The sequence below is a fragment of the Streptomyces sp. NPDC058307 genome (genome assembly GCF_042880295.1).
Lineage (GTDB): Bacteria > Actinomycetota > Actinomycetes > Streptomycetales > Streptomycetaceae > Streptomyces.
Genome location: NZ_JBHVYZ010000084.1, coordinates 4,293 through 30,837, shown reverse-complemented (window position 1 = coordinate 30,837; position 26,545 = coordinate 4,293). Strand labels below are relative to the sequence as shown.

29 protein-coding genes and 2 pseudogenes are annotated in these 26,545 nt (G+C 71.6%); 14 read left to right on the top strand and 17 right to left on the bottom strand.

All coding sequences use genetic code 11. The features are described from left to right. Window positions 1-111, bottom strand: a pseudogene (locus ACFVYN_RS37300) (TauD/TfdA family dioxygenase); the annotation flags it as partial. Between the two features lie 200 nt (window positions 112-311). Here ACFVYN_RS37300 and ACFVYN_RS37295 point away from each other — a divergent pair. The 3 genes from ACFVYN_RS37295 (at window position 312) to ACFVYN_RS37285 (ending at window position 2,298) form a co-directional block, all read left to right on the top strand. Continuing rightward, complete coding sequence (locus ACFVYN_RS37295) at window positions 312-1,142, top strand: aldo/keto reductase (protein ID WP_390006647.1); 831 nt, start codon at window positions 312-314, stop codon at window positions 1,140-1,142. A 41-nt stretch (window positions 1,143-1,183) separates the two neighbouring features. Continuing rightward, entirely contained in the window at window positions 1,184-1,765 is a 582-nt protein-coding gene (locus tag ACFVYN_RS37290) for a DNA polymerase ligase N-terminal domain-containing protein (RefSeq protein WP_390006646.1), read from the top strand. Window positions 1,766-1,863: 98 nt separating this feature from the next. Further along, a complete protein-coding gene (locus tag ACFVYN_RS37285) occupies window positions 1,864-2,298 on the top strand; it encodes a cupin domain-containing protein (protein WP_390006644.1) in 435 nt (144 codons plus the stop codon). Window positions 2,299-2,307: 9 nt separating this feature from the next. On the opposite strand, the gene ACFVYN_RS37280 is transcribed toward ACFVYN_RS37285, so the two are convergent. The 4 genes from ACFVYN_RS37280 to ACFVYN_RS37265 all read right to left on the bottom strand — a co-directional run bounded on the left by ACFVYN_RS37280 (window position 2,308) and on the right by ACFVYN_RS37265 (window position 6,388). Continuing rightward, window positions 2,308-4,656 (bottom strand): SpoIIE family protein phosphatase, encoded by a 2,349-nt coding sequence (locus ACFVYN_RS37280; RefSeq protein ID WP_390006642.1) that lies wholly within the window; start codon window positions 4,654-4,656, stop codon window positions 2,308-2,310. 64 nt (window positions 4,657-4,720) lie between these two features. Continuing rightward, entirely contained in the window at window positions 4,721-5,188 is a 468-nt protein-coding gene (locus ACFVYN_RS37275) for a peroxiredoxin (RefSeq protein WP_390006640.1), read from the bottom strand. Next, complete coding sequence (locus ACFVYN_RS37270; protein ID WP_390006638.1) at window positions 5,185-5,565, bottom strand: DoxX family protein; 381 nt, start codon at window positions 5,563-5,565, stop codon at window positions 5,185-5,187. Before ACFVYN_RS37270 ends, ACFVYN_RS37275 begins: the two co-directional genes overlap by 4 nt. Before the next feature lie 73 nt (window positions 5,566-5,638). Then, entirely contained in the window at window positions 5,639-6,388 is a 750-nt protein-coding gene (locus tag ACFVYN_RS37265; protein ID WP_390006637.1) for an AraC family transcriptional regulator, read from the bottom strand. An 82-nt stretch (window positions 6,389-6,470) separates the two neighbouring features. On the opposite strand from ACFVYN_RS37265, the gene ACFVYN_RS37260 reads away from it, so the two are divergent. Further along, entirely contained in the window at window positions 6,471-7,601 is a 1,131-nt protein-coding gene (locus tag ACFVYN_RS37260) for an MFS transporter (RefSeq protein ID WP_390006649.1), read from the top strand. Window positions 7,602-7,858: 257 nt separating this feature from the next. Here ACFVYN_RS37260 and ACFVYN_RS37255 read toward each other — a convergent pair whose 3' ends face one another. From ACFVYN_RS37255 to ACFVYN_RS37230, 6 genes are all read right to left on the bottom strand, one after another. Beyond that, entirely contained in the window at window positions 7,859-8,374 is a 516-nt protein-coding gene (locus tag ACFVYN_RS37255; protein ID WP_390006635.1) for a MarR family winged helix-turn-helix transcriptional regulator, read from the bottom strand. A gap of 30 nt (window positions 8,375-8,404) precedes the next feature. Continuing rightward, a complete protein-coding gene (locus ACFVYN_RS37250) occupies window positions 8,405-9,595 on the bottom strand; it encodes an NAD(P)/FAD-dependent oxidoreductase (protein WP_390006633.1) in 1,191 nt (396 codons plus the stop codon). Beyond that, window positions 9,592-9,786 (bottom strand): ferredoxin, encoded by a 195-nt coding sequence (locus ACFVYN_RS37245; protein ID WP_390006631.1) that lies wholly within the window; start codon window positions 9,784-9,786, stop codon window positions 9,592-9,594. The genes ACFVYN_RS37250 and ACFVYN_RS37245 overlap by 4 nt, the downstream gene beginning before the upstream one ends. A gap of 53 nt (window positions 9,787-9,839) precedes the next feature. Further along, on the bottom strand, window positions 9,840-11,072 hold the full coding sequence (locus ACFVYN_RS37240) for a cytochrome P450 (RefSeq protein ID WP_390006630.1): 1,233 nt from the start codon (window positions 11,070-11,072) through the stop codon (window positions 9,840-9,842). Window positions 11,073-11,323: 251 nt separating this feature from the next. Continuing rightward, window positions 11,324-12,055 (bottom strand): response regulator transcription factor, encoded by a 732-nt coding sequence (locus ACFVYN_RS37235; RefSeq protein WP_390006628.1) that lies wholly within the window; start codon window positions 12,053-12,055, stop codon window positions 11,324-11,326. Between the two features lie 59 nt (window positions 12,056-12,114). Next, the gene (locus tag ACFVYN_RS37230) at window positions 12,115-12,780 is read right to left on the bottom strand and encodes a TetR/AcrR family transcriptional regulator (RefSeq protein WP_390006626.1); all 666 of its coding nucleotides are present in this window, start codon (window positions 12,778-12,780) and stop codon (window positions 12,115-12,117) included. A 243-nt stretch (window positions 12,781-13,023) separates the two neighbouring features. Between ACFVYN_RS37230 and ACFVYN_RS37225 the strand changes: the two genes are divergently transcribed. The 3 genes from ACFVYN_RS37225 (at window position 13,024) to ACFVYN_RS37215 (ending at window position 15,629) form a co-directional block, all read left to right on the top strand. Then, window positions 13,024-14,499: an MFS transporter gene (locus ACFVYN_RS37225; RefSeq protein ID WP_390006624.1), complete on the top strand. Its 1,476-nt coding sequence runs from the start codon at window positions 13,024-13,026 to the stop codon at window positions 14,497-14,499. 258 nt (window positions 14,500-14,757) lie between these two features. Next, window positions 14,758-14,949, top strand: a complete 192-nt coding sequence (locus tag ACFVYN_RS37220; RefSeq protein WP_390006622.1) for a hypothetical protein — start codon at window positions 14,758-14,760, stop codon at window positions 14,947-14,949. Continuing rightward, window positions 14,946-15,629 (top strand): response regulator, encoded by a 684-nt coding sequence (locus ACFVYN_RS37215; protein WP_390006620.1) that lies wholly within the window; start codon window positions 14,946-14,948, stop codon window positions 15,627-15,629. The genes ACFVYN_RS37220 and ACFVYN_RS37215 overlap by 4 nt, the downstream gene beginning before the upstream one ends. Window positions 15,630-15,633: 4 nt before the next feature. Here ACFVYN_RS37215 and ACFVYN_RS37210 read toward each other — a convergent pair whose 3' ends face one another. Further along, window positions 15,634-16,347, bottom strand: coding sequence for a TetR/AcrR family transcriptional regulator (locus ACFVYN_RS37210; RefSeq protein WP_390006618.1), 714 nt, complete (start codon window positions 16,345-16,347; stop codon window positions 15,634-15,636). Between the two features lie 114 nt (window positions 16,348-16,461). On the opposite strand from ACFVYN_RS37210, the gene ACFVYN_RS37205 reads away from it, so the two are divergent. The 5 genes and pseudogenes from ACFVYN_RS37205 to hemC all read left to right on the top strand — a co-directional run bounded on the left by ACFVYN_RS37205 (window position 16,462) and on the right by hemC (window position 21,256). Next, on the top strand, window positions 16,462-17,211 hold the full coding sequence (locus ACFVYN_RS37205) for an SDR family oxidoreductase (RefSeq protein ID WP_390006616.1): 750 nt from the start codon (window positions 16,462-16,464) through the stop codon (window positions 17,209-17,211). 100 nt (window positions 17,212-17,311) lie between these two features. Continuing rightward, window positions 17,312-18,292, top strand: a complete 981-nt coding sequence (locus ACFVYN_RS37200; protein ID WP_390006615.1) for an ATP-dependent DNA ligase — start codon at window positions 17,312-17,314, stop codon at window positions 18,290-18,292. Window positions 18,293-18,422: 130 nt separating this feature from the next. After that, window positions 18,423-19,199, top strand: a complete 777-nt coding sequence (locus ACFVYN_RS37195) for an NPP1 family protein (RefSeq protein ID WP_390006613.1) — start codon at window positions 18,423-18,425, stop codon at window positions 19,197-19,199. Between the two features lie 101 nt (window positions 19,200-19,300). After that, window positions 19,301-20,326: a questin oxidase family protein gene (locus ACFVYN_RS37190; protein ID WP_390006612.1), complete on the top strand. Its 1,026-nt coding sequence runs from the start codon at window positions 19,301-19,303 to the stop codon at window positions 20,324-20,326. A 124-nt stretch (window positions 20,327-20,450) separates the two neighbouring features. Beyond that, window positions 20,451-21,256, top strand: a pseudogene (gene hemC / locus ACFVYN_RS37185) (hydroxymethylbilane synthase). 13 nt (window positions 21,257-21,269) lie between these two features. Here hemC and ACFVYN_RS37180 read toward each other — a convergent pair. The 4 genes from ACFVYN_RS37180 to ACFVYN_RS37165 all read right to left on the bottom strand — a co-directional run bounded on the left by ACFVYN_RS37180 (window position 21,270) and on the right by ACFVYN_RS37165 (window position 24,053). Beyond that, entirely contained in the window at window positions 21,270-21,785 is a 516-nt protein-coding gene (locus ACFVYN_RS37180) for a hypothetical protein (RefSeq protein ID WP_390006610.1), read from the bottom strand. A 192-nt stretch (window positions 21,786-21,977) separates the two neighbouring features. Next, window positions 21,978-22,820 (bottom strand): ABC transporter permease, encoded by an 843-nt coding sequence (locus tag ACFVYN_RS37175; protein ID WP_390006608.1) that lies wholly within the window; start codon window positions 22,818-22,820, stop codon window positions 21,978-21,980. Further along, window positions 22,780-23,601 (bottom strand): ABC transporter ATP-binding protein, encoded by an 822-nt coding sequence (locus tag ACFVYN_RS37170; RefSeq protein ID WP_390006607.1) that lies wholly within the window; start codon window positions 23,599-23,601, stop codon window positions 22,780-22,782. Before ACFVYN_RS37170 ends, ACFVYN_RS37175 begins: the two co-directional genes overlap by 41 nt. Next, window positions 23,598-24,053 (bottom strand): MarR family winged helix-turn-helix transcriptional regulator, encoded by a 456-nt coding sequence (locus ACFVYN_RS37165; protein ID WP_390006605.1) that lies wholly within the window; start codon window positions 24,051-24,053, stop codon window positions 23,598-23,600. Before ACFVYN_RS37165 ends, ACFVYN_RS37170 begins: the two co-directional genes overlap by 4 nt. Before the next feature lie 241 nt (window positions 24,054-24,294). Here ACFVYN_RS37165 and ACFVYN_RS37160 point away from each other — a divergent pair, with 241 nt between their 5' ends. After that, window positions 24,295-25,083: an RNA polymerase sigma factor SigF gene (locus ACFVYN_RS37160; RefSeq protein WP_390006603.1), complete on the top strand. Its 789-nt coding sequence runs from the start codon at window positions 24,295-24,297 to the stop codon at window positions 25,081-25,083. A 30-nt stretch (window positions 25,084-25,113) separates the two neighbouring features. On the opposite strand, the gene ACFVYN_RS37155 is transcribed toward ACFVYN_RS37160, so the two are convergent. Then, window positions 25,114-25,446: an ANTAR domain-containing protein gene (locus tag ACFVYN_RS37155; protein ID WP_390006601.1), complete on the bottom strand. Its 333-nt coding sequence runs from the start codon at window positions 25,444-25,446 to the stop codon at window positions 25,114-25,116. 171 nt (window positions 25,447-25,617) lie between these two features. Here ACFVYN_RS37155 and ACFVYN_RS37150 point away from each other — a divergent pair, with 171 nt between their 5' ends. Then, complete coding sequence (locus ACFVYN_RS37150) at window positions 25,618-26,421, top strand: VOC family protein (RefSeq protein WP_390006600.1); 804 nt, start codon at window positions 25,618-25,620, stop codon at window positions 26,419-26,421. The last annotated feature ends 124 nt before the right edge of the window (window positions 26,422-26,545 follow it).

Here is a 26,545-nt window from a genome sequence, read left to right as displayed (position 1 = left end):
GTCGAGGTCACCCGACAGGTCGACCCCCGTGATCTCGGCACCGATGTGCCCGGCGACCGGGTTCACCTCGATGCCCGCGTCCTGCTCCGCCGTGCCCTTGTACGTCGTCATGCGTGCTCCGTTGTCCGCCGGTGTGCGACACGCCGGCGAGCCGGGCGGCGTCCCGTGACATGGGACGCCCGGATCGCGCCGACCGCTGCTCCTCGGTGCCGCCCATGCCGTCCGCTGCCCTCGTCCCGCCCGTCCGGTTGATCATTGCTCACCCTATCCGTGAGGCTGGGGGGACGACACAGTCAAGGGAAGGGCCGGACGTGATCAGCATCCCGACGCACACGCTCAACGACGGCACGAAGATCCCCGCCCTCGGTCTGGGCACCTGGCCGATGGACGACGCCGAGGCGGAGCGGGCGGTCGCCACCGCCCTGCAGAGCGGCTACCGGCTCCTCGACACGGCGACGAACTACCGGAACGAGACCGGTGTCGGCCGTGGGGTGGCCGCCGGCGGCGTGCCGCGCGAGGAGATCCTCGTGACGACGAAGCTGCCCGGCCGGCATCACGGCTACGAGGAGACCCTGGCCTCCTTCGAGGCGTCCCGCGCCCGTCTCGGCCTGGAGTACGTGGACCTGTATCTGATCCACTGGCCGCTCCCCCGGGTCGACAGGTTCGTCGACTCGTGGAAGGCCATGATCAAGCTCCGTGAGGACGGTCTCGTACGGTCGATCGGAGTCTCCAACTTCACGGCCGCGCACCTCGAGCGGCTGGAGAAGGAGACCGGGGTCCTGCCGTCCGTCAACCAGATCGAACTGCACCCCCTGTTCCCGCAGGACGAGCTGCGCGCCTTCCATGCCGGCAAGGGCATCGTCACCGAGAGCTGGAGCCCGCTGGGCCGGGGCTCGGCCCTCCTGGACGACCCGGCGGTGGCCGGCGTCGCCGAGGCGCACGGTGTCACGCCCGGTCAGGCGATCCTGCGCTGGCACGTCCAGCTCGGCGCCCTGCCGATCCCGAAGTCCGGCGACCCCGAGCGGCAGCGCGCGAACCTCGACGTGTTCGGCTTCGAGCTGACCGAGGCCGAGATGACGGCGATCGGCGGCCGTGAGCACCGGCGTCTCGGCGGGGACCCGGAGGTGCACGAGGAGTTCTGAGCACCGGGAGGGGTACCCGGGAGGTCCGGAAGGAGCCGCAGGTGAGTGAGCCGCTGAGGGACTACCACGGCAAGCGGGACTTCGGACGCACACGCGAGCCGGAAGGGCGGCGTGCCCCCGCGGGTGCCGCTCCGCGGTTCGTCGTGCAGATCCACGACGCGAGCACGATGCACTTCGACTTCCGGCTCCAGGTCGGCGACGTGCTGAAGTCCTGGTCGGTCCCCAAGGGCCCCTCCGGCGTACCCAAGGACAAGCGCCTCGCCGTGCCGACGGAGGACCATCCGCTGGAGTACGAGGACTTCGAGGGCGTGATCCCTCGGGGCGAGTACGGTGGCGGAACGGTGATCGTCTGGGACCACGGAACCTACGAGCCGCTCAGCCACGACAAGAAGGGGCGACCCCTCGACTTCGCGGAGTCGCTGGAGCACGGGCACGCCACGTTCCGGCTGCACGGGACGAAGCTGCGCGGCGCGTACGCGCTCACCCGCTTCCGCGAGGACAACTGGCTGCTGGTGAAGACCGCCGAAGGTCAGGCGCGCGGACACGGCACCCCCGATCCGCGCCGGGCACGCTCGGTACGGACCGGCCGGACACTGGCTCAGGTCGCCGCCGAGGAGACCTGAGCCGTCAGATCCGTCGAACACCGCCCGACTGGCCTTCTGCGGCTCTATGTTCGCAGCGACACGTGATCGTTCCCAACACGAGCCAGGAGGCCTTCCGTATGCGCGTCGCGCTCCGTACCGCCATCTCCGGCGCGGTCCTCACCGCCACCGTCCTCGCCGGCGGCACCGCACAGGCGACCCCGCCCGGCCCCGGCGTGGTCGGCACGCTGATCGCCCTGAAGACCGTGGGCGACACCGACTACGTCCTCAGAGAGATCACCGTGCCGCCGGGGCAGGCGACCGGCTGGCACTACCACGACGGCCCCGTCTACGGGTACGTCAAGAAGGGCACCCTCAGCCACTACCACGCCGACTGCGCCAGTGACGGCGTCTATCCGCAGGGCACCGTCGTACGCGAGCCGGGTGGCCCGGGCGACGTCCACCTCGGCCGCAACGAAGGGACCACCCCGCTCGTCCTGGAGGTGCTGTACGTACTCCCGCACGGCTCGCCGTACTCGGAGGACGTGCCGAACCCCGGCTGCTCCTTCCAGTGAGCGCGGTGATCAGAAGTCGAGCGGTTCCAGGGACTGTTCGGCCCAGATCGTCTTGCCGCCGCCGGTCTGCCGGCTCCCCCAGCGCTGGGTGAGCTGGGCTACCAGCAGCAGCCCGCGGCCGCCCTCGTCGAAGGCGTGGGCGCGCCGCAGGTGCGGAGAGGTGGAACTGCCGTCGGACACCTCGCAGATGAGGGTGCGGTCCCGGATCAGCCGTAGCTGGATGGGCGGTTCGCCGTAGCGGATGGCGTTGGTGACCAGTTCGCTGACGACGAGTTCGGTGACGAAGGAGGCCTCCTCCAGTCCCCAGGCAGTCAGTTGCTCGGTGGCTGCCTGCCGGGTCGCGGCCACCTGGACGGGGTCGGGCTCGACGTCCCAGGTGGCGACCCGGTCCGCGCCGAGGGCCCGGGTACGGGCCAGGAGCAGGGCCACGTCGTCACCGGGTTCTTCGGGCAGTACGGCCTTCAGCACGGTGTCGCACAGGTCGTCGAGGGTGTCGGTCCTCGCGGTGAGCGCGCGGCACAGCTCTTCGGTGGCGTGGTCGACGTCGCGGTCCCGGTCCTCGATCAGCCCGTCGGTGTAGAGGGCGACGACGGCTCCCTCGGGCAGTTCGATCTCCGTGGCCTCGAAGGGCAGTCCGCCGACGCCGAGCGGGGGCCCCGCGCTCAGGGGGACGAGGTGCGCGGTGCCGTCGGGCAGGACGACGGCGGGCGGCGGGTGGCCGGCGGCGGCCGTGGTGAGGCGGCGCGAGACGGGATCGTAGACGGCGTAGAGGCAGGTGGCGCCGAGTTCGGCGGCATCGTCCTCGCGGTCGTCCGAGGCGAGGTGGGTGACCAGGTCGTCGAGGTGGGTGAGCAGCTCGTCGGGGGGAAGGTCGACGTCGGCGAGGGTGCGCACCGCCGTGCACAGGCGGCCCATGGTCGCCGAGGACGGGATGCCGTGGCCGACGACGTCACCGACGACGAGGGCGACGCGGCTGCCGGAGAGCGGGATGACGTCGAACCAGTCACCGCCGATGCCGGCCAGCGAGCCGCAGGGCAGATAGCGGTGGGCGACCTCGACCGCGGCCTGTCCGGGCAGGCCGCGCGGCAGGAGACTGTTCTGCAGGGCCAGGGCGGTGGTGCGTTCGCGGGCGAAGCGGCGGGCGTTGTCGATGCAGACGGCGGCCCGGCTGGCGAGTTCCTCGCCGAGGACGGCGTCGTCGCCGCCGAAGTCGTCGGGGTGGGCGATGCGGACGGCGACCACGACGCCGAGGGTGATGCCACGGGCTCTGAGTGGCACGGCGAGCAGGGAGTGGACGCCCTTGCGGTAGGTGCGGCCGGCCGGGGCGCGGGTGTTGCGTTCGGCGACCCAGCGCATGAAGTCGGGCTCGCCTGCCTGGCTGAGGGCGGCCCGGCCCTCCCTGACCGCCCGCGCGGGCGGTGAGTTGGCGAGGTAGACGTCCGTCTCGCCCAGGCGGACGGCGGCCTCGGGAGTGCCCTCGTGGGCGGAGCCGTGCGCCACGCGGCGCAGCGCGATGTCGCCTTGCAGGGCGGTGGGCGGTTCGTCCGCGCCGAGGACCCATTCGAGGAGATCGACGCTGGCGAAGTCGGCGTAGCGGGGCACGAGGAGTCCGACGAGTTCCTCGGCGGTGCGCACCACGTCGAGGGTGGTGCCGATGGTTGCCGCCGCCTCGTTGAGCAGGGCCAGTCGCTGCCGGGCCCAGTACTGGTCGCTGCTGTCGAAGGCGGCCAGGGCGACGCCGACGGGTTCCGTGGAGCCGGCGTCGCGGACGGGCCACATCTCGCAGGTCCAGGCGTGTTCGTGGTTGAGGGCGGGAGCGCCCGTGAAGCTCTCGTAGCGGACCGGTCGGCCGGTCTCGACGACCTGGCGCAGGTTGGCCAGGAAGCCGCGGCTGTGTTCGGCGTCCTCGACGGTCTCCGCGAAGAAGCGGCCGATCAGAGCGTCCTCCGACACGCCCATGACCCGGCAGGCCACGTCGTTGAGACGCACGTAATGCTGCTGTCTGTCGAAGACCGACATCGACATGGAGGCCTGCTGGAAGGCCTGTCCGGCCAGGGTCGGCTCGACGGAACCGGGGCGCCGGCCCGTGATCACGTATGCGGTCGGCGTGCCCTCGCCGCCCAGCACGGGGCACGCGTCCAGGACGAGCGTGACGTGTGAACCGTCGCGGTGCCGCAGTACGACGGTCCCCTTCAGCGCGGCCATGGCCGATCCCGGCGGGTCCTCGGCGAGCAGCTCCCTAGCCGCCCGCCCCACGACCTCCTCGGCCGTGTGTCCCGTCAGACGCCGGGCACCCTCGCTCCACCCCGTCACAATGCCTGCGGCATCGGTGACCGCCGTAGCGGAGACGTGCTCCATATCGTCCAGGATGGTCCTATTGTCTGACCGCATCAACCGAAACGGGGCAACCGGGCCCCGTTCGTCACCTCTGGTGGGCCCGCAGGGCTTCGAGGGCGCGGTCGGCGTGGGTGTTCATCCGCAGTTCGCTGCGGACGACCTCCAGCACGGTGCGGTCCTGGGCGATGACGAAGGTGACCCGCTTGGTGGGCGCCAGGGAGAAGCCGCGCTTGACGCCGAACAGCTCGCGTATCTTGCCGTCGACGTCGGACAGGAGGGGCATGCCGAGGGTGTGGCGCCCGGCGAACTCCTGCTGGCGCTCGACGGTGTCACCGCTGATGCCGACCGGCTGGGCGCCGGCGGCGGCGAACTCGGCGGCCAGGTCGCGGAAGTGGCAGGCCTCGGCGGTGCAGCCGGAGGTCAGGGCGGCGGGGTAGAAGAAGAGGACGACCGGGCCGTCGGCGAGCAGCTCGGACAGCTTGCGGCCGGTGCCGGTCTCGTCCGGGAGCTCGAAGTCCTCGACGGTGTCGCCGGTCTCGATCGCCTTGCTCATGCCTGGCCCTTCCCGTTCTTCGCGATGCCGCGTGCCCACAGCACGAGGGGCAGCTGCAGGGGCAGCCGTCCGAGAGCCGCCGCCTTCTGGGGGGTGGGTCGGTGGCGCCAGTCGACGGCCATCTTGACGTTGGCGGGGAACACCCCGACGGAGAAGGCGGCGGAGGCGAGCGCGGCGGTTCGCCGGGTCTTCGGCAGCACCAGACCGGCGGCCAGCGCGAGCTCCACGGCCCCGCTGGCGTAGGTCCAGGTCCGGGGCTTGCCGGGCAGGGCCTGCGGGATGGTCGCGTCGAACGAGCGCGGTACGGCGAAGTGGGCGATGCCCCCGGTGGCCAGCAGGCCGGCGAGCAGCAGGGGTGAGCGTGGGGACCGTGGCACGGTTCCTCCTCGTGAGCAGGTTGCCGCGCACATTACTGGACGGTACGGGCACCTCGGACGGCGGCCTGCACACTCAGGGGGAACGGCGGTTGTGGGTGCCCGGGGTGTAGCCGAAGGAGCGGCGGAAGACGTCGATGAAGGCGCTCGCGGAGGACCAGCCGCAGCGGTGGGCGACGGTGGTGACGGGCACGTCGTCGGCCAGCATGCGCAGGGCGTGGTAAAGGCGCGACTGGGTGCGCCACTGCGGGAAGGTCATGCCGAACTCGCCGCGGAAGAGACGGCTGAGCGTGCGTTCCGAGGCACCGGTGGCGGCGCCGAGGGCGGCGAGGGTGCGTGGGTCTGCCGGGTCGGCGTGGACGAGCGCACAGACCGCGGCCAGGCGGGGATCGGCCGGGGTGGGCAGCCGCAGGGGCTGCTGCGGCGAGGCGCGCAGCTGGTCGCGCAGGACGGCGAGGAGGCGGTGGCGTTCGGGGCTGTCGTCGGCGGGGTCGCGGGTGTGCGCGAGGATCAGCTCGCGCAGGAGCGGATCTACGGCGAGGACGGTAGGGGTGTCCAGGTCGAGCGGGTTGTCGTCGGCGGGCAGGCCGACCAGGTGCAGGTCGAGGCGGCCGTGGGCGCGGTGGGCGTGGGTGGTGCCCGCGGGGACCCAGATGGCGCGGGTGCCGGGCGCGAACCAGGTGCCGGCGTCGGTGGTCACCTCGAGGACGCCGGAGCCGGCGTAGACGATCTGGTGGTCGTCGTGCCGGTGGGCGTCGATGCGTTCGCCTGCGGCGAGGCGCTGGGCGCGGGTGGGCGCCATCGGGGTGTGGCGGATGTTCGACACAAGTGGGCAGATTATCGAAAGCGGGCCGGTCGCCGCCCGCGCGAGGCTCGGTTCCGTGTCCAAGAACCGTTCCCTCACGCTGATGTCGCTCGGTCACGCCTGCGTGGACGTGTACCAGGGGGCCGTCGCGGCTCTGGTGCCGTTCTTCGTCGCCGAGCGCGCCTGGTCCTACGCCGCCGCATCGGGTGTCGTCCTGGCCGCCTCCCTGTTGTCGTCGGTCGTCCAGCCGTTGTTCGGCGCGCTCACCGACCGCTGGGCGATGCCGTGGCTGCTGCCGCTGAGCGCGCTGACCGCGGGGGCGGGGGTCGCGCTGAGCGGGGTCCTCGGCTCCTATCCGCTCACCTTGGCGGCGGTCGCCGTGTCCGGGGCCGGGGTCGCGGCCTATCACCCGGAGGCCGCCAGGGCCGCGCGGGCCGTCGCACCTGGCGGGAACCGGGGGATGGGGTGGTTTTCTCTCGGAGGCAACGTCGGCTTCGCCCTGGCCCCGCCGCTGGTCGCCGCCGTGATCGCCACGGGTGGCCTGGACGCTTCTCCCCTGCTTGCCGTTCCGGCGCTGGTGGGCGCGGCCCTGTGCGCGGCGGCGGTGCGCGCGTCCCGGGCGCACCCGGTGGCGGGACCGGCGACCGCGCGTACCGGATGCGACGACTGGCCGTCGTTCCTGCGGCTCTCGGGCGCTGTGGTCTGCCGGTCGGTCGTGTTCGTCGGGCTGAGCGCGTTCGTCTCACTGTACGTCCGTGAGCGCGTCGGCGGCGGGGACATGGCCGGTACGGCGGCGCTGTGCGTGCTGTACGCGGGCGGTGCCGTGGGCACGGTCCTCGGGGGCCGGCTCGCGGACCGGTACGGGCGCCTCACGGTGGTACGGAGGGCGTACACCCTGACGGTGATCGCCGTGGCCGGGCTGGTACTGGCCCCCGGCCCGGCGCTGTATCTGTTCGTCGCCCTGACCTCGGCCGGCCTCTACGTACCGTTCTCCCTGCACGTCACCCTCGGCCAGGACTACCTGCCCGGACGGGTGGGCACGGCGAGCGGCGTCACGCTGGGCCTGACGGTGAGCGTCGGGGGCTTGGCCGCACCGGCACTGGGAGCACTGGCCGACACGACATCCCTGCGAACCGCGCTGGTGCCCTTGATCATCCTCCCCGCACTGGGCGCCCTGCTGCTACGCGGACTACACGAACCGGCCCCCGCCGAACGGCTCGCCCATGCGAAATGAGCCGCAACCGGCGCAGGGGCACCGGCGCGCTGCTGCCGTTGATCGCCCCGCCCGGCCTGAGCCGCCTGCTGTTGCGCGAACCCGCTCCCACCTACCCCCTTCGGTCTCGACGGCGCGCGAGACGGTGAACGTCGGGGACCGGTCGCACTCGCGCCGGGGGCGCTGGCGCGCCGCTGTCGCTGATCACCCTCCCCGCGCAGGGCGACCTGCTGCCCGAACCAGCCTCCGCCGAGCGACCCGCCCGTACGGGATGCACCTCAGCCGGTACCGGCCGGAGTCGCCTCTTCGGGCTCGTCGTCGACGGCGTGGGAGAGGAAGTCGTCGACCATGCGGTGGAACAGGCCGGCGAGTTGCCGCAGCTCCTCCGGCGACCAGTCGGCCAGGGCCAGCTGCATGCCGCGGGCGCCTGCGTCACGGATGCGGTCGATGGCCTGGCGGCCGGTCTCGGTGAGCTGGATGCGCTGGGCGCGCCGGTCGTCGGGGTCGGGGACGCGGGTGACGTACCCGGACTTCTGCAGCTGCTGAACGGTGCGGGTGACGTGGGAGGCCTCCACCCCCAGCCGGTTGGCCAGCTCCCCCGGACGCATCGGCTCGGTGTCGGCGACCTGCCGGAGCAGGGCCACGGCGGCCCGGTCCAGCGGCACCTCGGCCAGGGCCATCAGCCGGTCGTGCTGTCGGGCACGGGTGCTCAGGTAGGTGATACGGGTGAGCGCCTGCTCGATCTCGATGACTTCCTGGGACGCGGGGACGTCGGGGAGCGGCTGTGAGGACATACTCGCCAGTTTACCATCTTGTTGCGTAACTCAAGTAAACTGCGGTCGGTGTGCGGCACGCGGCACTGTGTCGCGCCACGCCGCTCCCACCGCGATGGTCTGCCGCCACTGCCGGACGACCTTGGGCGGCATGCCGATCGCGAGCGCACCGCTGACCCGGTCCCCCGTGCGGTACGCGGCGACGAACCGGTGCTGCGCCAAGTCCCCCTCGACCACAGCGACTTCCTCGTGTCCGCGCAGGTAGCCGTACGCCTGGACCTTCATGTCGTACTGGTCCGACCAGAAGTACGGCACCGGAGCGAACGGCTTGCGCGCCCCCGGAGCGGCCAGCAGGTTGCGGGCGGCGACCATGCCCTGCTCGGCCGCGTTGGTACGGTGCTCGACGCGCATCGAGGTGGCGAACAGCGGGTTGTACCAGCGGGCGACGTCACCGGCCGCGTACACGTTCTCCGCCGCCTCGCAGTACTCGTCGCACACCACCCCGTCGCCCAGCGCGATCCCGCTGCCCTCCAGCCACTCGGTGTTCGGCAGCGAACCGACGGCCACCAGCACCTCGTCCCCCTCGACGACCTCTCCGCCGGCGAGCCGGACGCCCTCCTCGGTCACCTCGGTCACGGTGACCCCGCAGCGCAGCTCGACGCCTCGGTCCACATGGGCCCGGGCCAGCAGCCGCCCGACCTCCGTGCCGACCGCGTGGGCCAGCGGCACGGCGGCGGGTTCGAGGAGGGTCACCCGGACGCCGAGGCGCCAGGCGACCGCGGCGGCCTCGGCGCCGAGGAAACCGGCGCCCACCACGACCAGCCGCTGCCCCGGAAACAGCCGCTGCCGCAGCGTGAGCGCGTCGTCGAGGGTGCGCAGCACGTGCGCGCCCGCACCGGGCAGGCGGCGGGGCCGCATGCCGGTGGCGATGACCAGTCCGTCGTACGGCACCTCGGACCCGTCGGCCAACCGCACGGTGCGGGCGCCGAGTTCGAGGCCCGACGCGGCGACTCCGAGCCGCAGGTCGAGGTCGAGCGCGGCGAGGTCGGCCGAGGTGCGCAGGGCGAGCCGGTCGGGCTCCCACTCCGCGGCGAGGAGCTGCTTGGACAACGGCGGTCGGTCGTAGGGGAGTTCGGGCTCCTCGCCGACGAGGGTGATCGTGCCGTCGTACCCCTCGCGGCGCAGCGTCTCGACCGCCGCGAGCCCGGCGGCCGAGGCGCCGACGACGGTGATCCGCTTCACTGCCGGACCAGCCGGATGGCCGCCGCCGGACAGACCGCGACGGCCTCCTTGACGTCGTCGAGCTGGTCCTCGGCGACCTCGTCCGTCAGGAGGATCGCGATGCCGTCGTCGTCCTGGTCGAACACCTCCATGGCGGCGACCACGCACTGCCCCGACGCGACACACTTGTCGGCTTCCAGCTCCACCTTCATGGGATTCCCCTCGCTCTTCTCGTGGTGGTGGCTCGTGTGCGGTGCGGAAGCCGTCACCAGGCGACCGGCAGTTCGTGGATGCCGTAGATGAACGCGTCGTGCTTGAACTTCACGTCCTCCAGGGCGCAGGCGAGCCTGAAGGTGGGGATGCGCCGGTAGAGGGTGCCGTAGACGACCTGGAGCTCCATGCGGGCGAGCGGCTGGCCGAGGCACTGGTGGACGCCGAAGCCGAACGCGACGTGGCGGCGGGCGTCGCGGGTCAGGTCGAGGCGGTCGGGGTCCTCGAACACCTCGGGGTCGCGGTTGCCGATCTCGTTGACCATGATGACGCCCTCGCCGGCCTTGATGACCTGCCCGGCGATCTCGATGTCCTCGGTGACCGCGCGCCGGCGTCCCTGGTGCGTGATGTGGAGGTAGCGCAGCAGTTCCTCGACCGCGGAGGCCACCAGCTTCGGGTCGTCGGTCTCGCGCAACAGGGCGAGCTGGTCGGGGTGTTCGAGGAGGACGGCGGTGCCGAGCGCGATCATGTTGGCGGTGGTCTCGTGCCCGGCGATCAGCAGGAGCAGTGCCATCTCCGTGGCCTGGCCGTGGGTCAGCTCCCCGGCGGTGACGCGCCCGGCGATGTCGGAGAGCAGGTCGTCCCTGGGCTCGGCCAGTCGTTCGGCGAGCTGACCGGCCAGGTATCCGGCGACCTCCCGGGTGGCCGCGCCGCGCTCCTGGGGGCTCGCGGTCGTGCGGACCATCGTCTTGGTTTTCTCCTGGAACATCGCGTGGTCGTCGTAGGGCACGCCGAGCAGTTCGCAGATGACCAGCGACGGGATCGGCAGGGCGAACGCCTCGACGAGGTCGACGGGTTGGGGGCCCGCCAGCATCTCGTCGACGAGGCCGTCCACGATCCGCTGCACGGCGGGCCTGAGCGCCTCCACCTTCCTGATGGCGAACGGTGCCGTCACCATCCGGCGCAGCCGGGCGTGTTCGGGGTCGTCCATCATGATGAAGCTGAGTTTTCCCTCACCGGCCTCGGCGCTCGCCTTGGCCGGGTAGCCGGGCCGGTCGGTGTCGGCGCTGACGCGGGGGTCGCCCAGGATCGCCCGCTGCTCGGCGTAGCGGGTCACCAGCCACGACTCGCTGCCGTCCCACAGCCGGACCCTCGTCAGCGGGCCCTGCTCCTGGAGTTCCCTGAGAGCGGGCGGCGGGTCGAAGGGACAGCGGGCGGCACGTGGCATGGGGAACTCGGGGGCGGGGTCCGCGGTGTCGTGCGCGGGACCGGCCAGGGTGTCGGCCATGGTTCTCCTCGGTCGTGGGGGTGCTCAGCGGGAGGGGACGACGGAGCGCCGGGGCGAGTGGTCGAGGCCTCGATGAGCACATGCAAACAGACAGGCCTGACACCGGACCGCCAGTAACCTGACGGGACCCTGACGTGACTCACATCACACCGCAAGCCGGATCGTCAACTACCCTCGCAGGTAAGGGCATTGCGCAGGGGCGCAGCGCCTCCCGGCCGCCGAAGTCGCTGGCTGCCCTTCGCGCGGGGCTTTCAAGCGTCGCCGTCCGCCCGCCCCAGCCAGTACCCGAATCCGCGACGGGTGTGGATCAGCTGCGGCGCGTCCGACGAGTCCTGGTCCACCTTGCGGCGCAGCCGGGAGACGAGCTGCTCGATGGCGTTGTCGCCGCGGTGTTCGCCCCAGACGTACCGGCCGATCTGCTCCTTGGACAGCACCCGGTGGGCGTTGACCAGCAGATGGCGCAGCAGCCGGTACTCGGCGGGCGTGAGATCGAGGGCACGCGCTCCGCGCCGGGCCTCGCACAGGGCGTCGTCCAGGACGAGGTCGCGGTAGCTCAGGGCTCGGCCCGGGGCCGGTCCCGCACCGGTGCCGCGCAGCAGGATCTGCACCCTGGCCAGGATGTCGGCCACCCGGAACGGCTTGGCTACGTAGTCCCGCTCTCCCAGGCCGAGTTCGGGCATGATCCGGTCCAGGGACTCGTAGTCGATCAGCAGCAGCACCGGCGGACGGCGGGCCAGGGTCGGCCGGGTACGGCCCAGTTCGGTCACGTCCGGCAGGGTCGCGTCGACGACCACCAGATCGAACCGCTCCCGGGTCAGCCGGGCCACACCGTCGGCGGCGGCCGCGACGGTGACGACCTGGTAGCCCGCCAACTCCAGGGTGGAGGAGAGCAGTTCGGCGACGTCCAGGGCACCGGCGATGATCAGGAGGCGCTGACCGGCACCGCGGGCGAGTGCCGGCCGATGGCTGGGGGTGCCGTGCATGGAGGGACCCGTTCGTGGGGGGGTGCACTCCTCCCCACCTTAGCGCCTCCTTGCCTAACTCAAGTAATGCCTTTCAGGCCGGTCGGAGTGACCGGAGCCGTCCACATGGCGACCACGACGTCACCGAGGCCGGTGGCGGCGTCGTGCCAGTTGGCACGGGGCGTCGGGGTGTTCTCGGCGAGGGCGCGTTCACGGTCGGCGGCCATGTGCACGATCAGATGGCGGGCCATCTCGGCGCGCTCGGCGCGGACGTCGGCGGGCAGTTCGGGCAGACAGCGGTTGAGCCCCTCGACGATCTCCTGGAGCGAGGGCGAGGACATGGATTCCTCGACCATGATCTGCTGGAGCACCGGGTCGGTCATGACCTGTGCGCAGAACCGGGCGAACCAGGTGGGACTGCCCAGCTCGGCGAGGTGTTCGGGCACGGGCCGGACCAGGCAGTCCACCCAGTCGCGTACGTCCGTGGAGCCGCGGGCCCCGACCAGCAGCCGGGCGCGGATCGACTCGATGCGGACATGGTGCTTGCGGGCGATCGCGCGGACCAGGTCGGCCTTGGTGCCGAAGTGGTAGCCGACCGCGGCGTTGTTGCCCTGTCCCGCGGCCTCGCTGACCTGCCGGTTGGACACCGCGAGGACACCGCGCTCGGCGAAGAGGCGCTCGGCCGCGGTCAGGATCAGCTCCCGGGTCGCGTGGACCTGCTCCTCGCGTACCGTCCTGCCCGCCATGCTCACCACCCCACCGGGACTTCGCTGCCCCCTGCGGCGGCCAGCCCCTGGAGCCGCCCGGGGTCCGCCGACGGTGCGGCGCTTTCCAGTGCCGGAAGCCTACGCAACAGCATGCCGAGGGCGGGGCGCAGGACCGGACCGTCCCTGCGAAGGACTTGAGCACCGAGCCCAGTAAGGTAAGTCAAGCACCTGACTTAATATGGCCCGGTTCTCGGCCCGCTCCCCTGTTCTGGAGGCCCTTTCATGTCCGACGCTCCCGCCGGATCCGCCGACGCGGGTGCCGTGGCCCCGCCGCGGCCGAACGCCGTGGTGGCGGTGCTGGCCTTCGCCGGAATCGTCGTCTCGCTGATGCAGACCCTGGTCATCCCGATCGTGCCCGAGCTGCCCAAGCTGCTCGACGCCCCGGCCTCGGACACCGCGTGGGCGGTCACCGCGACCCTGCTCGCGGCAGCGGTCGCCACCCCGGTCGTCGGGCGGCTCGGCGACATGTTCGGCAAGCGGCGGATGCTGCTGGTCAGCGTGGTGATGCTGGTGGCCGGGTCGGTGGTCTGCGGACTCAGCGACGCCCTGGTCCCGATGATCGTCGGCCGTGCCCTCCAGGGCCTGTCCTCCGGTGTCATCCCGCTCGGCATCAGCATCATGCGCGACGAACTGCCCGCCGAGCGCCTGGCCGGCGCGACCGCGCTGATGAGCGCCTCCCTCGGCGTCGGCGGCGCCCTCGGGCTGCCGACCGCCGCACTGATCGCGGACAACTTCGACTGGCACGTCCTGTTCTGGGCCTCGGCGGCGATGGGCGCGATAGCCCTGGTCCTGGTCCTGGCGTTCGTGCCGGAGTCCCGGGTGCGCACCGGCGGCCGCTTCGACGCGGTCGGCGCGGTCGGCATGGCCGCCGGCCTGGTCTCCCTCCTGCTCGTCATCTCCAAGGGCGCCGACTGGGGCTGGACCAGCGGCACCACGCTCGGTCTGTTCGCGGCGGCCGTGATCATCCTGCTGGCCTGGGGCTTCTTCGAACTGCGCACCACCCAGCCGCTGGTCGACCTGCGCACCACCGCCCGCCGCCAGGTGCTCTTCACCAACCTCGCCTCGATCGCCATCGGCTTCTCGATGTTCGCGATGTCGCTGGTCCTGCCGCAGCTGCTCCAGCTGCCCACCCAGACGGGCTACGGCCTGGGCAGGTCCCTGCTGACCGCCGGTCTGGTCATGGCCCCGTCCGGTCTGGTGATGATGGCCCTGGCACCGGTCTCCGCGGCCGTCTCCAAGGCCAAGGGTCCCAAGGTGACGCTGATGATCGGCGCGCTGATCGTGGCAGCCGGCTACGGGCTGAACATCGTGCTGATGTCCGCGGTCTGGCACCTGGTGCTGGTCTCCTGTGTGATCGGCGCTGGCATCGGTTTCACGTACGGCTCCATGCCCGCCCTCATCATGGGCGCCGTGCCCGCCTCGGAGACGGCGGCCGCCAACAGCCTCAACACCCTGATGCGGTCCATCGGTACGTCGACGGCGAGCGCCATCGCCGGTGTCGTACTGGCCCAGATGACGATCGATCTGGGCGGCTACGCGCTGCCGTCGGAGAACGGCTTCCGGACCGTCATGGCGATCGGCGCCGGTGCCGCGCTCCTCGCCTTCGCCCTCGCCTCCTTCATCCCACGCCCGCGCGCCGCGGCCTTGGCGGCGGTCCCCGCACCGGCCGCGGAGAGGTCCGCCGGGGCCCCGTCCTGACACTGACGCTCCCCGCCTGACGGCCGACCGGTCGGCGGCCGTCAGGTCCTGCCCGGGGAGGATCCCGCCCCTGACGCGTACTGCGTTCTCAGTAGGCGCGATTGTCGGCGGTGGTACGACGACATGCGGGCCCGTGTCGGAAAGACTGGCGACCGGACCCACGGACGGGGGCCGCGCGGTCAGCTCGGCCGGGACGGAACACCGCGTCCGCACCCGGCGGGCCTCGGCCACCGTGGTTCCAGGACGACCGGAGAGCCCATGAGCACCCCCTTGCGGCGCTACGCCGACGATCATGTCCGTACGGTCGTCGCCATGACGGCCGCGCTGCGGCTGCCCGGGCTCCGGTACGGCGGTGGGGGCCGCTCCGGCACCGACCGGCCGGACCGGGTGGTGCATCCCCGGCTCCCCCTCGACCGCACCGCCCCGGAACGCCAGGAACGGACCTCATGACCATCCGCGTACTGCTCGCCGACGACCAGGCCCTGCTGCGGGCCACCTTCCGGATCCTCATCGACTCGTGCGACGACATGGAGGTGGTCGCGGAGGCCGCCGACGGCGCCGCTGCGGTCGACCTGGCGCGGGTCCACCGGCCGGACGTGATCCTCATGGACATCCGCATGCCGGGGACCGATGGTCTGGCCGCCACGTCGGTGATCTGCGCGGATCGGGAGCTGTCGGACACGCGGGTGCTGATCCTGACCACGTTCGAGATCGACGAGTACGTCGCGCAGGCGCTGCGGTCGGGGGCCAGCGGTTTCCTCGGCAAGGACGTCACCGCCGAGGCCCTGCTCGACGGCATCCGCACCGTGGCGGCCGGTGACTCGCTGCTCTCCCCCGGCGCCACCCGCACCCTGATCACGCGGTTCCTCGCGGCGCCGGGACTCGGCACCCGCCTGGCGGCTGCCGACGACCTTTCCGGGCTCACCACCCGGGAACGCGAGGTGATGGCGTGGGTCGCCGAGGGGCACTCCAACGAGGTGATCGCCGGGAAGCTCTTCGTCAGCCCCCTGACCGTGCGCACCCACGTCCACCGCGCGATGACCAAGCTGGGTGCCCGGGACCGCGCCCAGCTCGTCGTGATGGCCTATCAGTCGGGTCTGGTGCAGCCGCTGCCGCCCGGGGAACGCTGATCCCTCATCTCCCGGAGAGTTCCTCCAGCCACTGCTGAAGCAGGGCGGACTCCGCGGTCGTGAGCGTCGGCGGCAGGTCGGCGCGCAGACGGGCCGCGAGTGTGGCGGCCGCGGCGGGCACCGAACCGTGCTCCCGCGCCGCGTCCGCGTGGGTGCCGGTGTCGGTGCCGGAGTCGGCGGGCCGCGTCACCGAGTCCAGCACCGCGTCGCGCAGCCGCTGCGAGAACTTCAGGTCCGCGTATTGCTCGGGCCTGGTCAGCATCGACAGGGCCGCCCCGACGTTGGCGGACATGATCATCTGTGTGGCCAGCGAGGGCGGCACCGTCAGCCGTCCCCCGGCCGCGCAGCGTTCGAGGATGCCGTGCAGCAGGTCGTGTGCCTCCTGGGCCGCGGCCGGGGGGACGGTCAGCTCGGGCGAGTACATCAGGCGGTAGTGACTGGGGTGCTCCAGCGCGAAGCGCATGTGGGTGTCCCAGCCGTTCTTCAGGTCCTCGACCGGATCCGCGCTCGGCCGCGCCGCCCGCTTGGAGGCGAGGTACTGCTCGAATCCCCGGTCGACGACGGCGGCCAGCAGACCGGCCTTGTCGCCGAAGAGCCGGTAGAGCATCGGCGCCCCCACCCCGGCCTTCTCGCACACCGCGCGCGTGGAGACATCGGCGGCCGACGCACCGGCCAACAACTCGGTGGCCGCCTCCAGGATCTTTTCCCTCGCATCCATGCCCCCACCGTACGGCATTCGTAGCGTTGATACGAGAGCGGGGTTACCGTCGCTACGAATCCGCGTTATCGTCGATACGAGTGATTCGTATCAGCGCTAACAGAGGATGCAGCCATGCCCACCCAGCCCCGGATGGAACAGCGTGTCGCGATCGTGACGGGCGGATCGCGCGGCATCGGACGGCAGATCGCGCAGCAGCTCGCCGCCGACGGCTTCGCGGTCGTCGTCGGGTACGCCGGCAACAAGGACGCCGCCGACGAAGCCGTGCGCGCCATCGAGGAGGCGGGCGGCACCGCTTACGCCGCCCGTGCGGACGTCGCCGACGAGACGGAGGTCGCCGCCCTGTTCGACCTCGCGGAGGCCACGTACGGCGGGGTCGACGCGGTGGTCCACTCCGCGGGCCGGATGCCCCTGTCCCCGATCGCCGAACTCGACCTGGCCGAGCTCGACGCCCTGTACCGCACCAACATCCGTGGCACCTTCGTCGTCGACCAGCAGGCCGCGCGCCGACTGCGCCCGGGCGGCGCACTGGTCAACCTCTCCAGCTCGGTCGTCGGGCTCGCCTTCCCCGGGTACGGCGCCTACGCGGCCAGCAAGGGCGCGGTCGAGGCCGTGACCCTGATCCTCGCCCGTGAGCTCCGCGGCCGTAACGTCACCGTCAACGCGGTGGCACCGGGTCCGACGGCGACCGACCTCTTCCTCGACGGCAAGGACGAGGAGACCGTCGCCCGCCTGGCGGCCCAGCCCCCGCTGGAGCGGCTCGGGACGCCGAAGGACATCGCCAACGTCGTGTCGTTCCTGGTGAGCCCGGCGGGCCACTGGGTCAACGGCCAGGTAGTACGGGCCAACGGCGGCATCATCTGACCCCGCGGGCGCCGATGCCGCTCCCCGCGGGCGGCGCCCGTTCAGGCGAATGCAGTGCGTGGAGCGCGTGACCGCCGGTGCTCGCGTCGACAACTCACCCGTGACCCTCCCCCTGATCCCGCCCATGCTCGCCACCCCCGGCACCCTGCCGCCCGCCTCCCAGGACGCGCGCTGGGCCTACGAGACCAAGCAGGACGGCCAGCGGGTGGTCGTCTACCTCGCCGGGAACGGCGAGGTGGTGTTGCGCGCCCGGTCCGGGGAGGAGATCACCGGCGCCTATCCCGAACTGCGGTCGCTGGGCGGTGCGCTCGGCAGCACGCCCGCGGTGCTCGACGGGGAGATCCTGGCACTGGACGAACAGGGCCGCGCGGACTTCCAGTTGCTGCAACCGCGCATGCAGCTGGCCCACGCCCCCGGCCGAGCCGCACGCCGGGCGGCCGAAGCACCCGTCCATGTCGTGCTGTTCGACCTGATGCACCTGAGGCGAAGCTCACTCCTCGCCCTCCCCTACGCGCGGCGGCGGGCGCGACTGGACGAGCTGGGCCTCGCCGGACCGCACTGGTCCACACCCGCCGCCCTCGTCGGCCACGGCGAGCAGGCCCTGCGCGCCACCCGTGAACACGGTCTGGAAGGCCTGGTCTGCAAGCGGCTCGACTCGGTGTACGAACCCGGAGTGCGCTCCCGCGCCTGGATCAAGATCCGCAACATGCGCAGCGAGGACGTCGTCGTGGGCGGCTGGCTGCCCGGCAAGGGCCGGCTCACGGGCCTGCCGGGCGCGGTGCTGGTCGGGCAGCGGGGCGCGGGGCGGCTGCGGTACGTCGGCAGTGTGGGCACCGGCTGGAGCGAGACGGAACGGACGGAGCTCGCCTCGCTGTTGGCCGCAGCGGCGACGGACGTGTGCCCCTTCGATCCCGTGCCGCGGGTCCCGGGCGCGCGCTGGGTGCTGCCCCGACTGGTCGGCGAGGTCCGCTACAGCACCCGTACCCGGGCCGGGTTGCTGCGTCAGCCGTCCTGGCTGCGGCTGCGGCCGGACCTGGCACCGGAGGACTCCGCCGCCGACCTCCCGGACCCGCCTGACTGATCCGGTTGTTGGGCCGACCGTAACCGGAGCGACGCCTCCTACCTCTTGGCGTGGTCATGAAAAGCCGGGAAGCTGAACTCCCCAGTAACCCCGCCGCCGTTGGGCTGCGCCCGGTCCCGAGGAGGACGCAGTGTCGTCACCGTCGTTCAAGAAGCACCGCACACGATGGTTCACCGGCCTGGCCGGTGCGGCCGCGCTCGTCGTGGCCTTTCCCTCCGCCGCGTTCGCCGCCCCGCCCAAGGCGCTGCCCGCCAACGCCGAGAGTGCCGAGTACACCTACCAGCCGGCCTTCGACTACGACACGGACGGCTGCTACTCGACGCCCGCCATCGGCCCCGACGGCACGATCAACGGCGGTCTGAACCCGACGGGTTCGCTCAGCGGCGAGTGCCATGACGCCTCGGACCTGGACAACACCAACACGTACTCGCGCTACAAGTGCAACAACGGCTGGTGCGCCTATATGTACGGCCTGTACTTCGAGAAGGACCAGGCCGTGGCCAACAGCAGCATCGGCGGGCACCGGCACGACTGGGAGCACGTCGTGATCTGGGTGCAGAACGGCACGATCCAGTACGTCTCGACGTCCAACCACGGCTCGTTCACTGTCAGCGCGGCCTCGGGCGTCCGCTTCGACGGCACGCACGCGAAGATCGTCTACCACAAGGACGGCATCAGGACGCACTGCTTCCGGCTGGCCAACTCCAATGACGAGCCGCCGGAGAACGCCAAGGGCACCTGGCAGTACCCGCCGCTGGTCGGCTGGAACGGCTATCCGGCGGGACTGCGCGACAAGCTGAGCGCCTACGACTTCGGCAGCGCCAACTTCGGTCTCAAGGACGCCAACTTCGCCGCCCACCTGACGTCGGCCAAACCGTCGGGGATCCCCTTCGACCCCAACGCCTGACCCGGTGACACGATCGGGCGCCGGACCTAGGTCCCCCGCTCCCGCGGGTTCCGTCCCGCGCCCGATCCCCGCCGGGCCGCCCCCGGCATAGCGTCCCGTTCATGGACACGACCGATACCAGCGACACCAGCGGGCACCTCGAAGAGGCCCTGGACCGCGTCCACGCGGCGGGCCCGGAACGCGAGGGCTGGCTGAGCAACCACGCCCCCATGGTGGTCGAGGCGCTCGCCGCGCACGGACAGGCCGGCTCGGTGCACCGCTGGCTGGACCTGTACCGGGACAAGCTGGAGGACTTCCCCGACCGCACCACGCCGGTCACGGACGCCAACTGGCCCTCGGCGCTGGGTGATCCGCGCCGGATCGCGGACTGGACCGACTATTTCTCCCGCACGCTCGCCGAGCGCCCGTGGCGGGACGTCCTCGCCGAATGGTGGCCGCGCCTGCTGCCGGGCATGTACGGCGGTGCCACGCACACCGTCATCCGGGTCGGCCACGCCGTCCGCGCGGTAGCGGCCCACGAGAACGCACCCCGGGTCACCGAACTCGCGCACGCGCTGGGCTACTGGGCGGCACGGCACCAGCCCGTGACCGGGTTCGTGGAACTGCCGGGTGCGGCTAGGGCCGCGGACGCCCTGGAAGCCGTACCGGCCATAGAGCCGGGGCATCTGGGGTTCCTGAACCGCCTGTCCGCCGTACGCCGGCTGCCCGTGTGGGCGCACGACGTGACCGACCCGGACACCGCGAAGGAACGGCTCACCGAACTCGTCCGCGCCGCGACCCACCGCTACGCCACCCACGGCCACGGTGAGCCGACCATGCTCGTGCACGCGGCGACGGCCCCCAACGCCGTGCTGCGGACCATTGATTCCCTGCCCCGCGACCAGTGGGTGCCGAGCCTGCACGCGGCCTGGACGGCGTCGGCGGCGGTCACGGCGATGTACGCGCCGAAGGCGCCGGTCGCCTACGTGCCTCCCGCGCGCCTGACTCCCGAGGAGGTCGTGGAGCGAGCGCTCGCCCACGGCGACGAACACGTCATCAAGCTCACCGACACAGCCCTGGACGTCGGCGACGAGCAGGCTCTCGCGGCAGCCCTGCGCTCGGTCGAACTCAGCGAGCCGCTCACCTGAGGACCGGGCGGAGGTTCCGGTGGAGGCGCAGGCCCGGGGCAAAAGGTGCGCTACTCCTTACGGGTCTATCGTGTCCCGCCCGTCCCTCCCGGAACTGATCCGCATCGTCTCCCGTGACTCGCCGATGGCGCTGGCCCAAGTGGAGCGTGTCAGAAGCGAGTTGGCCTCCCTCTACCCCGGTGTGCGCACCGAGGCCGTGCCGGTGAGAACGACCGGTGACAAGTGGATGGGCGACCTTTCCAAGGTCGAGGGCAAGGGCGCGTTCACCAAGGAGGTCGACGCGGCGCTGTTGGCCTGAAGCGGGACGACGTCCGCGACACCCTGGTCCACCCGGGCGGTCTCACTCTGGACGAGCTCCCGGAGGGCACCCGCGTCGGCACCTCCTCGGCGCGCCGGGTGGCCCAGCTGGCCGCGACCCACCCGCACCTGGAGTGCGTGCCGTTCGGCGGCAACGTCAACCGGCGGCTGGCGAAGCTGGAGGCGGGTGAGGCGGACCCGCTGCTGCTCGCGGTCGCCGGCCTGGAACGCATCGGCCGCGAGGACGTGATCAGCGAGGTCCTCTCCCCCGAGACGATGATGCCGCCGGTCGGCGCGGGCATCCTCGCCCTCCAGTGCCGGGAGGGCGACACCGAGCTGATCGACACGGTCAGGGCGCTGGGGGACCCGGACACCTTCCGGGAAGCCACCGCCGAGCGGATGTTCCCGCACGTGCTGCAGGGCCACTGCAACAGCCCGATCGCGGGGTACGCGCGCATGGACCACGCCGGCGAACTCTCCCTACGCGCCTGTGTGTTCACGCCGGACGGCAAGACGCGGCTGAACGCCCACGATTGGGCGGGCCGCCTCGACCCGGCCACGCTGGGCACCTCGGTCGCGGTGGCGCTGCTGCGTCAGGGTGCCCGCGAGATCATCGACGGCATCCCGCACTGAGACCCACGCGGGATCAGGCGGTGCCCTCTTCGGCCTGGTCCCGCAGGAAGTTGCTGATCTGGCAGGCCAGGCCCTCACGGCCCACGCCCACGTGGGAGGCGCCCTCGTCGAGTCCGATGCCGCCCGCCCACAGTCGGCGGTCGGCCCACTCGTCGTCGACCCGCAGCTGGATCTGCACGTCGATCTGGTTCAAGCTCGCCTCCGGTCCCGCCGCGAACAGCACGGCGGTGGCGCGGCGCAGCGGGTAGACGTCGAAGCCCTCGATGAACTGCGAGTTGCGCCAGTCGATGAAGGCGCTCTCGCCCTCGGGTCCGATCCGCACGTCGATCTGGCCGTCCTCGAGGTGGACGGTCGGATGCAGGTCCCCGCGGTTCTCGACGGTCACCCGGACGCTGAAATAGGTGAGCCCTTCGGCGGCGTCGTCGCGTCCCCGCGGCGGCTCGGCCGCCTCCAGACGGTGGACGCGGACACGCAGACCGGCATGCTCGTCGTACTCCTGCCAGTCCCCGACCACGTTCGGCTCGTACACAGTGCACCTCTTTGACTTCAGAGAGCTGCTTCCTATCTGTGTGCTCAATGCACTGTCAAATGAGCAGAATGCGCTGTGGCCAGGTACTTCACCCCCTTTGATCGCTGATCAAGCCGTGCGCAGGAAGAATCCGCCGACCGGCCGGAAAAATCCTTCCACGGGCGTGCCGCACATCACGTTCCGCGCGCATGATCAACGGGCCAGCCGGCCAAGCAGCGAGGAGGCCGCGGTGATGCCGAGCGCGGCGGCCACGGCCAGCACCCCGAAGTCGAGCGCCAGATGGGCGGGCGTGCCGAGAAGGAGGCCGCGCAGGGCGTCGACTACGTAGCTGAGCGGGTTCACCTTGCTCACGCCCCGGAGCCAGCCCGGCATGACGGACAGCGGGTACAGGGCGTTGGAGCCGAAGAACAGCGGCATGGTGATGGCCTGCCCGATGCCCATCAGGCGGTCCCTGCTGAGCACGATGCCGGCGATGGTCATCGACAGGCAGGAGAAGAACGCCGAGCCGAGGATGACGATCACGCCGACGCCGAGGAGCTTGAGCGGGTTCCATGTCAGGGACACCCCGAGCAGGGCGGCGATGAGAATCACGACGACGGCCTGGATCAGCGACTTCACACCGGCCGCGAAGGCCTTCCCGGTGGTCAGTGCCGAGCGCGGGGTCGGGGTGACCAGGAGCTTGTTGAGGATGCCCGCGTCCCGCTCCCAGATGATCTGGATGCCGTAGAAGATCGCGATGAACATCGCCGACTGGGCGATGATCCCGGGCGCCAGATAGTCGATGTAGGGGATGCCCTGGGTGGGAATCGCCTTGATGCGGGTGAAGGTCTGGCCGAAGATCAGCAGCCACAGGGCGGGCTGGACCGCACGGGTGTAGAGCTCGGTGCGGTCGTGGCGGAGCTTCTGGAGCTCGACGGCGCACATCGCCACGACCCGGGCGGGCAGCAGACGCCAGCCCGCGCGGGGCTCCGGCGGCCTCAACAACAGGCCTATGTCAGCCGACACGGTTCGCGGTGCGACGGGTGCTTCGGACATCGCGGAAATCCCCTCCTTCGTCTTCGAGTCCGCTGCCGGCGACGTCACGGAAGACGTCCTCCAGGGTCGGCAGGGTGTCGGTGCCCCGTTTCTCGGCCAGGGACCGTCTGAGTTCGACGGGGGTGCCGAGGGCTCGGACGCGGCCGCGGTGCATGAGGCCCACCCGGTCGCAGTACTGGTCGGCCTCGTCCATGTAGTGGGTGGTCACGAGGACGGTCATGCCGGTCGCCTCGCGTACGGCGTTGATGTGCTCCCACACGCCGGTGCGGGCGATCGGGTCGAGGCCGATGGTCGGCTCGTCGAGGATCAGCAGCCGGGGTGCGCTGACCAGGGCCTGGGCGAGCTCGAGGCGGCGGACCATGCCGCCGGAGTAGGTACCGGCGAGCCGGTCGGCGGCGTCGGTGAGGTCGACGGCGGCCAGGGCCTGGGCGACGCGCTCGGCGCGTTCCTTGCGGGCGACGTCGAAGACGCGGGCGAACAGGGTGACGTTCTCGCGGCCGGTCAGGTTCGCGTCGGCGGACAGCTGCTGCGGGACGTAGCCGAGCAGCCGGCGTACGGCCATCGGATCGGCGGCGGTGTCGCGGCCGAACACGTGGATCATGCCGGCCGGCACGGGGAGCAGGGTGGTGATGCAGCGGATGGCGGTGGTCTTGCCGGCGCCGTTGGGGCCGAGCAGGCCGAAGACCTCGCCCTCCTCGACGGTCAGGTCCAGCCCGTCCACGGCCTTCGTGTCACCGAAGGCGTAGGTCAGGCCCGTACAGGAAACAGCGTCGGGTGTCATGCGTCCTCGGCCTCCTCGTGCAGATCGACGGCGAGCGCGCGCAGGGCGGGGAGCGCGGCGCGCAGGGCCTCCTGATCGGCCGCGTCCAGCCGGGTGACGTGCCGGCTGACGAGCGCGACCCGACGCCGCTTCCAGTCCCTGAGCCGCGTCTCGGCCTTCTCTGTGAGCAGCAGCCGGGCGGCGCGTCGGTCGGCCGGGTCGGTCTCGCGGACCAGGTGGCCCTCCCTGACCAGCTGGTTGACCAGGGTCGAGACGGAGTTCCCGGCCAGCGACAACTCTCTGGCGGCGTCGGAGACGCCGATGCCGGGCCGTGACTGGACCAGGCGCAGCAGTTCGACCTCGGCGCCACGCAGCCGCGGCACGGTCAGTCCGGCGCGCAGTCTGCGCCTGAGCAGCCGCTGGACGCCGACGAGGGCGTCCGCCAGCTCTTCGGGAAAGGTCTCTTCGTCCACACCACCGAGATTACCTCTGACTCAGAGGTAATTACTCTCAAGGACTGGTCAAACACATACGTGATGATTGACCCATTTGTTTCATTTCATCCGAGAGCGGGAATCCAAAGAGAAGTGCTTCGGACATGAGGCACGTCCGTGGGAGCCCCGTCGAGCGGCCCCGGATGTCTCGTTCAAGGTCCGCGTGCGCGCTCCTCCCACGATGTCTGTCCACCCAGCACCGCTCAGGGAGGTGCGCGACATGTCCGTCGCCACCAGAACAAAGCCGCATCCGCACGACGACGCCCCCGACACCAACGCGGCGTTCGCGCGCATGGCGCAGCTGCCCGAGGGTCCGGAGCGCAAGGTTCTGCGAGACGAGCTCATAGAACTCTGGCTGCCCATGGCCGAACGCATCGCCGTCCGCTTCCGCGGCCGCGGGGAGTCCCTCGAAGACCTCTACCAGGTGGCCGCCCTCGGGCTCGTCAAGGCGGTCGACCACTACGACCCGACGCGCGGCAGCGCCTTCGAGGCGTACGCCGTGCCCACCGTGACCGGCGAGATCAAGCGGCACTTCCGCGACCACATGTGGACGCTGCACGTGCCGCGCCGGGTGCAGGACCTGCGCAACCGGGTCCGGCAGGCCGCGAAGGAGCTCTCGCAGACCCCCGGCCGGACGCCCACCGTCGCCGAGATCGCCGAGCAGGCGCACCTGACGGAGGACGAGGTGCGCACCGGCGCGGAGGCCCTGGAGTGCTTCTCGGCCCTGTCCCTGGAGGCGGAGATGCCCGGCACCGACGGCTACGCCCTGGGCGACGCGCTCGGCGGCCCGGACCCCGGCTACGACGTGGTCGTCGACCGGGTGGCCATCGGGCCCTGCCTCAAGGCCCTGCCCGAGCGTGAGCGGACCATCCTGTACCTGCGGTTCTTCCGGGGCATGACCCAGAGCGGCATCGCCGAGGAACTCGGCATCTCGCAGATGCATGTCTCCCGCCTGCTCAGCACGTGCTTCGCGCAGTTGCGGGAGGAGGTACTGGCCGACGCCGACTGAGCCCCTCGGGGCACGGTCACGCAGGAGAAGTCACTCGGACGACGCCCCCGGGACCTGCGTCGGGCCGTACCGGTCGAGAGCCTCCTCGAGCTCGACGCGGATCTCCCGGGGGATCTCTCCAGAGCGTCCCCAGATGAGGATCAGCTCCGCGACGTTGCGCAGCTTGATGTTCGTGTGCTGGGAGACGTCCTTCAGTACCTGCCAGCCCTCGTCCGGGGTGATCCTGCCCAGCGCGACGACCATGCCGATGGCCTGGTCCACGACGGCGTGGGAGGCGACCGCTTCCTTGAGCTGGCCGATCTCCTCCTGCAACGCGAAGATCCGGTCCGACTCGTCGGCGGGTTCGCTCGGTACGACTGGCACGCCTCCATCCTGTCACCCGGACGGGTCCGCGCCACCGGGGCGGAGGCGAACGGGGCCACCGTTTCGGCGGCGCCCCCGGGGTACTCGGCAGGCGCCCTGGGCGGTTCCGGACGGACACTGGGCGTAGACCGGCCGGTGGCCGCCGGCCGACGAGAGCAGGACGCGACTGCCATGAACCACGATCCGAGACATCCCGGCGCGACCGCGGACGTCATCTCCACCCACCATGTGTTCGGTGCCCCCTGCTGGGTCAGCCTGACCAGCCGCGACCAGCAGGCCACGGAGGACTTCTACGGGGCCGTCCTCGGCTGGGAGTGGAAGCCCGCGAAGCTCGGCGAGCGCTTCCGGGTCGCGCTGGCGGACGGCACGCCGGTCGCCGGGATCGCGGCGGTGGCGTCGATGTGGCAGATGGCGGTGGCCTGGACGCCGTACTTCGCGGTGCCCAGCGCGGACGAGGCGGCGGCCCGCGTGCAGGAACGCGGCGGCACGCTGGCGGTCGGTCCGCTGTCCTTCCCGCCCGGACGGGCGGCTCTGCTCTCCGACCGTGACGGAGCGGCCTTCGGCGTCTGGGAGGGCGACCTCGTCGCCAGCTGGGACATGTGGCACCGGGCCCAGCCGGCCTTCGTACGACTGCACACCCGCGACGCGTTCGACGCCGCGATCTTCTACGGCGAGGTCCTCGACTGGGCGACGGGGCGCCCCGAGTGCTGCGAGGTCCGCTACGAGGGGGACGAGGTGGTGCTGCGCAGCCGGGGCGACGTGGTGGCGCGCATCGAGTCGGGGGCGCTGGGCTCGGCCCCCGATCCCGCGATCCGGCCGCACTGGCAGGTCCACTTCGCGGTCGCGGACGTGGCGGCCTGCGCCAAGGCGGCCGAGGTCCACGGCGGCAGCGTCCTCTCGCACGACACCACCGAGGCCGTCCTGCGCGACCCGGACGGCGCCCAGTTCACCGTGACCTCACGCCGCGTGTACTGAGGCCGAGAGCCTGGAACCCCGCTCGCCACCCGGCCACGGCCCACAGCAACACCACAGGACCCCACGCCGGCAGCGTCCTCTCGCACGACACCACCGAGGCCGTCCTGCGCGACCCGGACGGCGC

What these genes read in the sequence shown, in the direction of transcription:
- ACFVYN_RS37285 (WP_390006644.1), top strand. Translation starts at nt 1,864, where the DNA reads ATGCGCGTCGCGCTCCGTACCGCCATCTCCGGCGCGGTCCTCACCGCC.
- ACFVYN_RS37280 (WP_390006642.1), bottom strand. Translation starts at nt 4,656, where the DNA reads ATGGAGCACGTCTCCGCTACGGCGGTCACCGATGCCGCAGGCATTGTG.
- ACFVYN_RS37275 (WP_390006640.1), bottom strand. Translation starts at nt 5,188, where the DNA reads ATGAGCAAGGCGATCGAGACCGGCGACACCGTCGAGGACTTCGAGCTC.
- ACFVYN_RS37260 (WP_390006649.1), top strand. Translation starts at nt 6,471, where the DNA reads ATGTCGCTCGGTCACGCCTGCGTGGACGTGTACCAGGGGGCCGTCGCG.
- ACFVYN_RS37255 (WP_390006635.1), bottom strand. Translation starts at nt 8,374, where the DNA reads ATGTCCTCACAGCCGCTCCCCGACGTCCCCGCGTCCCAGGAAGTCATC.
- ACFVYN_RS37245 (WP_390006631.1), bottom strand. Translation starts at nt 9,786, where the DNA reads ATGAAGGTGGAGCTGGAAGCCGACAAGTGTGTCGCGTCGGGGCAGTGC.
- ACFVYN_RS37240 (WP_390006630.1), bottom strand. Translation starts at nt 11,072, where the DNA reads ATGGCCGACACCCTGGCCGGTCCCGCGCACGACACCGCGGACCCCGCC.
- ACFVYN_RS37235 (WP_390006628.1), bottom strand. Translation starts at nt 12,055, where the DNA reads ATGCACGGCACCCCCAGCCATCGGCCGGCACTCGCCCGCGGTGCCGGT.
- ACFVYN_RS37230 (WP_390006626.1), bottom strand. Translation starts at nt 12,780, where the DNA reads ATGGCGGGCAGGACGGTACGCGAGGAGCAGGTCCACGCGACCCGGGAG.
- ACFVYN_RS37225 (WP_390006624.1), top strand. Translation starts at nt 13,024, where the DNA reads ATGTCCGACGCTCCCGCCGGATCCGCCGACGCGGGTGCCGTGGCCCCG.
- ACFVYN_RS37220 (WP_390006622.1), top strand. Translation starts at nt 14,758, where the DNA reads ATGAGCACCCCCTTGCGGCGCTACGCCGACGATCATGTCCGTACGGTC.
- ACFVYN_RS37215 (WP_390006620.1), top strand. Translation starts at nt 14,946, where the DNA reads ATGACCATCCGCGTACTGCTCGCCGACGACCAGGCCCTGCTGCGGGCC.
- ACFVYN_RS37210 (WP_390006618.1), bottom strand. Translation starts at nt 16,347, where the DNA reads ATGGATGCGAGGGAAAAGATCCTGGAGGCGGCCACCGAGTTGTTGGCC.
- ACFVYN_RS37205 (WP_390006616.1), top strand. Translation starts at nt 16,462, where the DNA reads ATGCCCACCCAGCCCCGGATGGAACAGCGTGTCGCGATCGTGACGGGC.
- ACFVYN_RS37190 (WP_390006612.1), top strand. Translation starts at nt 19,301, where the DNA reads ATGGACACGACCGATACCAGCGACACCAGCGGGCACCTCGAAGAGGCC.
- ACFVYN_RS37175 (WP_390006608.1), bottom strand. Translation starts at nt 22,820, where the DNA reads ATGTCCGAAGCACCCGTCGCACCGCGAACCGTGTCGGCTGACATAGGC.
- ACFVYN_RS37170 (WP_390006607.1), bottom strand. Translation starts at nt 23,601, where the DNA reads ATGACACCCGACGCTGTTTCCTGTACGGGCCTGACCTACGCCTTCGGT.
- ACFVYN_RS37160 (WP_390006603.1), top strand. Translation starts at nt 24,295, where the DNA reads ATGTCCGTCGCCACCAGAACAAAGCCGCATCCGCACGACGACGCCCCC.
- ACFVYN_RS37150 (WP_390006600.1), top strand. Translation starts at nt 25,618, where the DNA reads ATGAACCACGATCCGAGACATCCCGGCGCGACCGCGGACGTCATCTCC.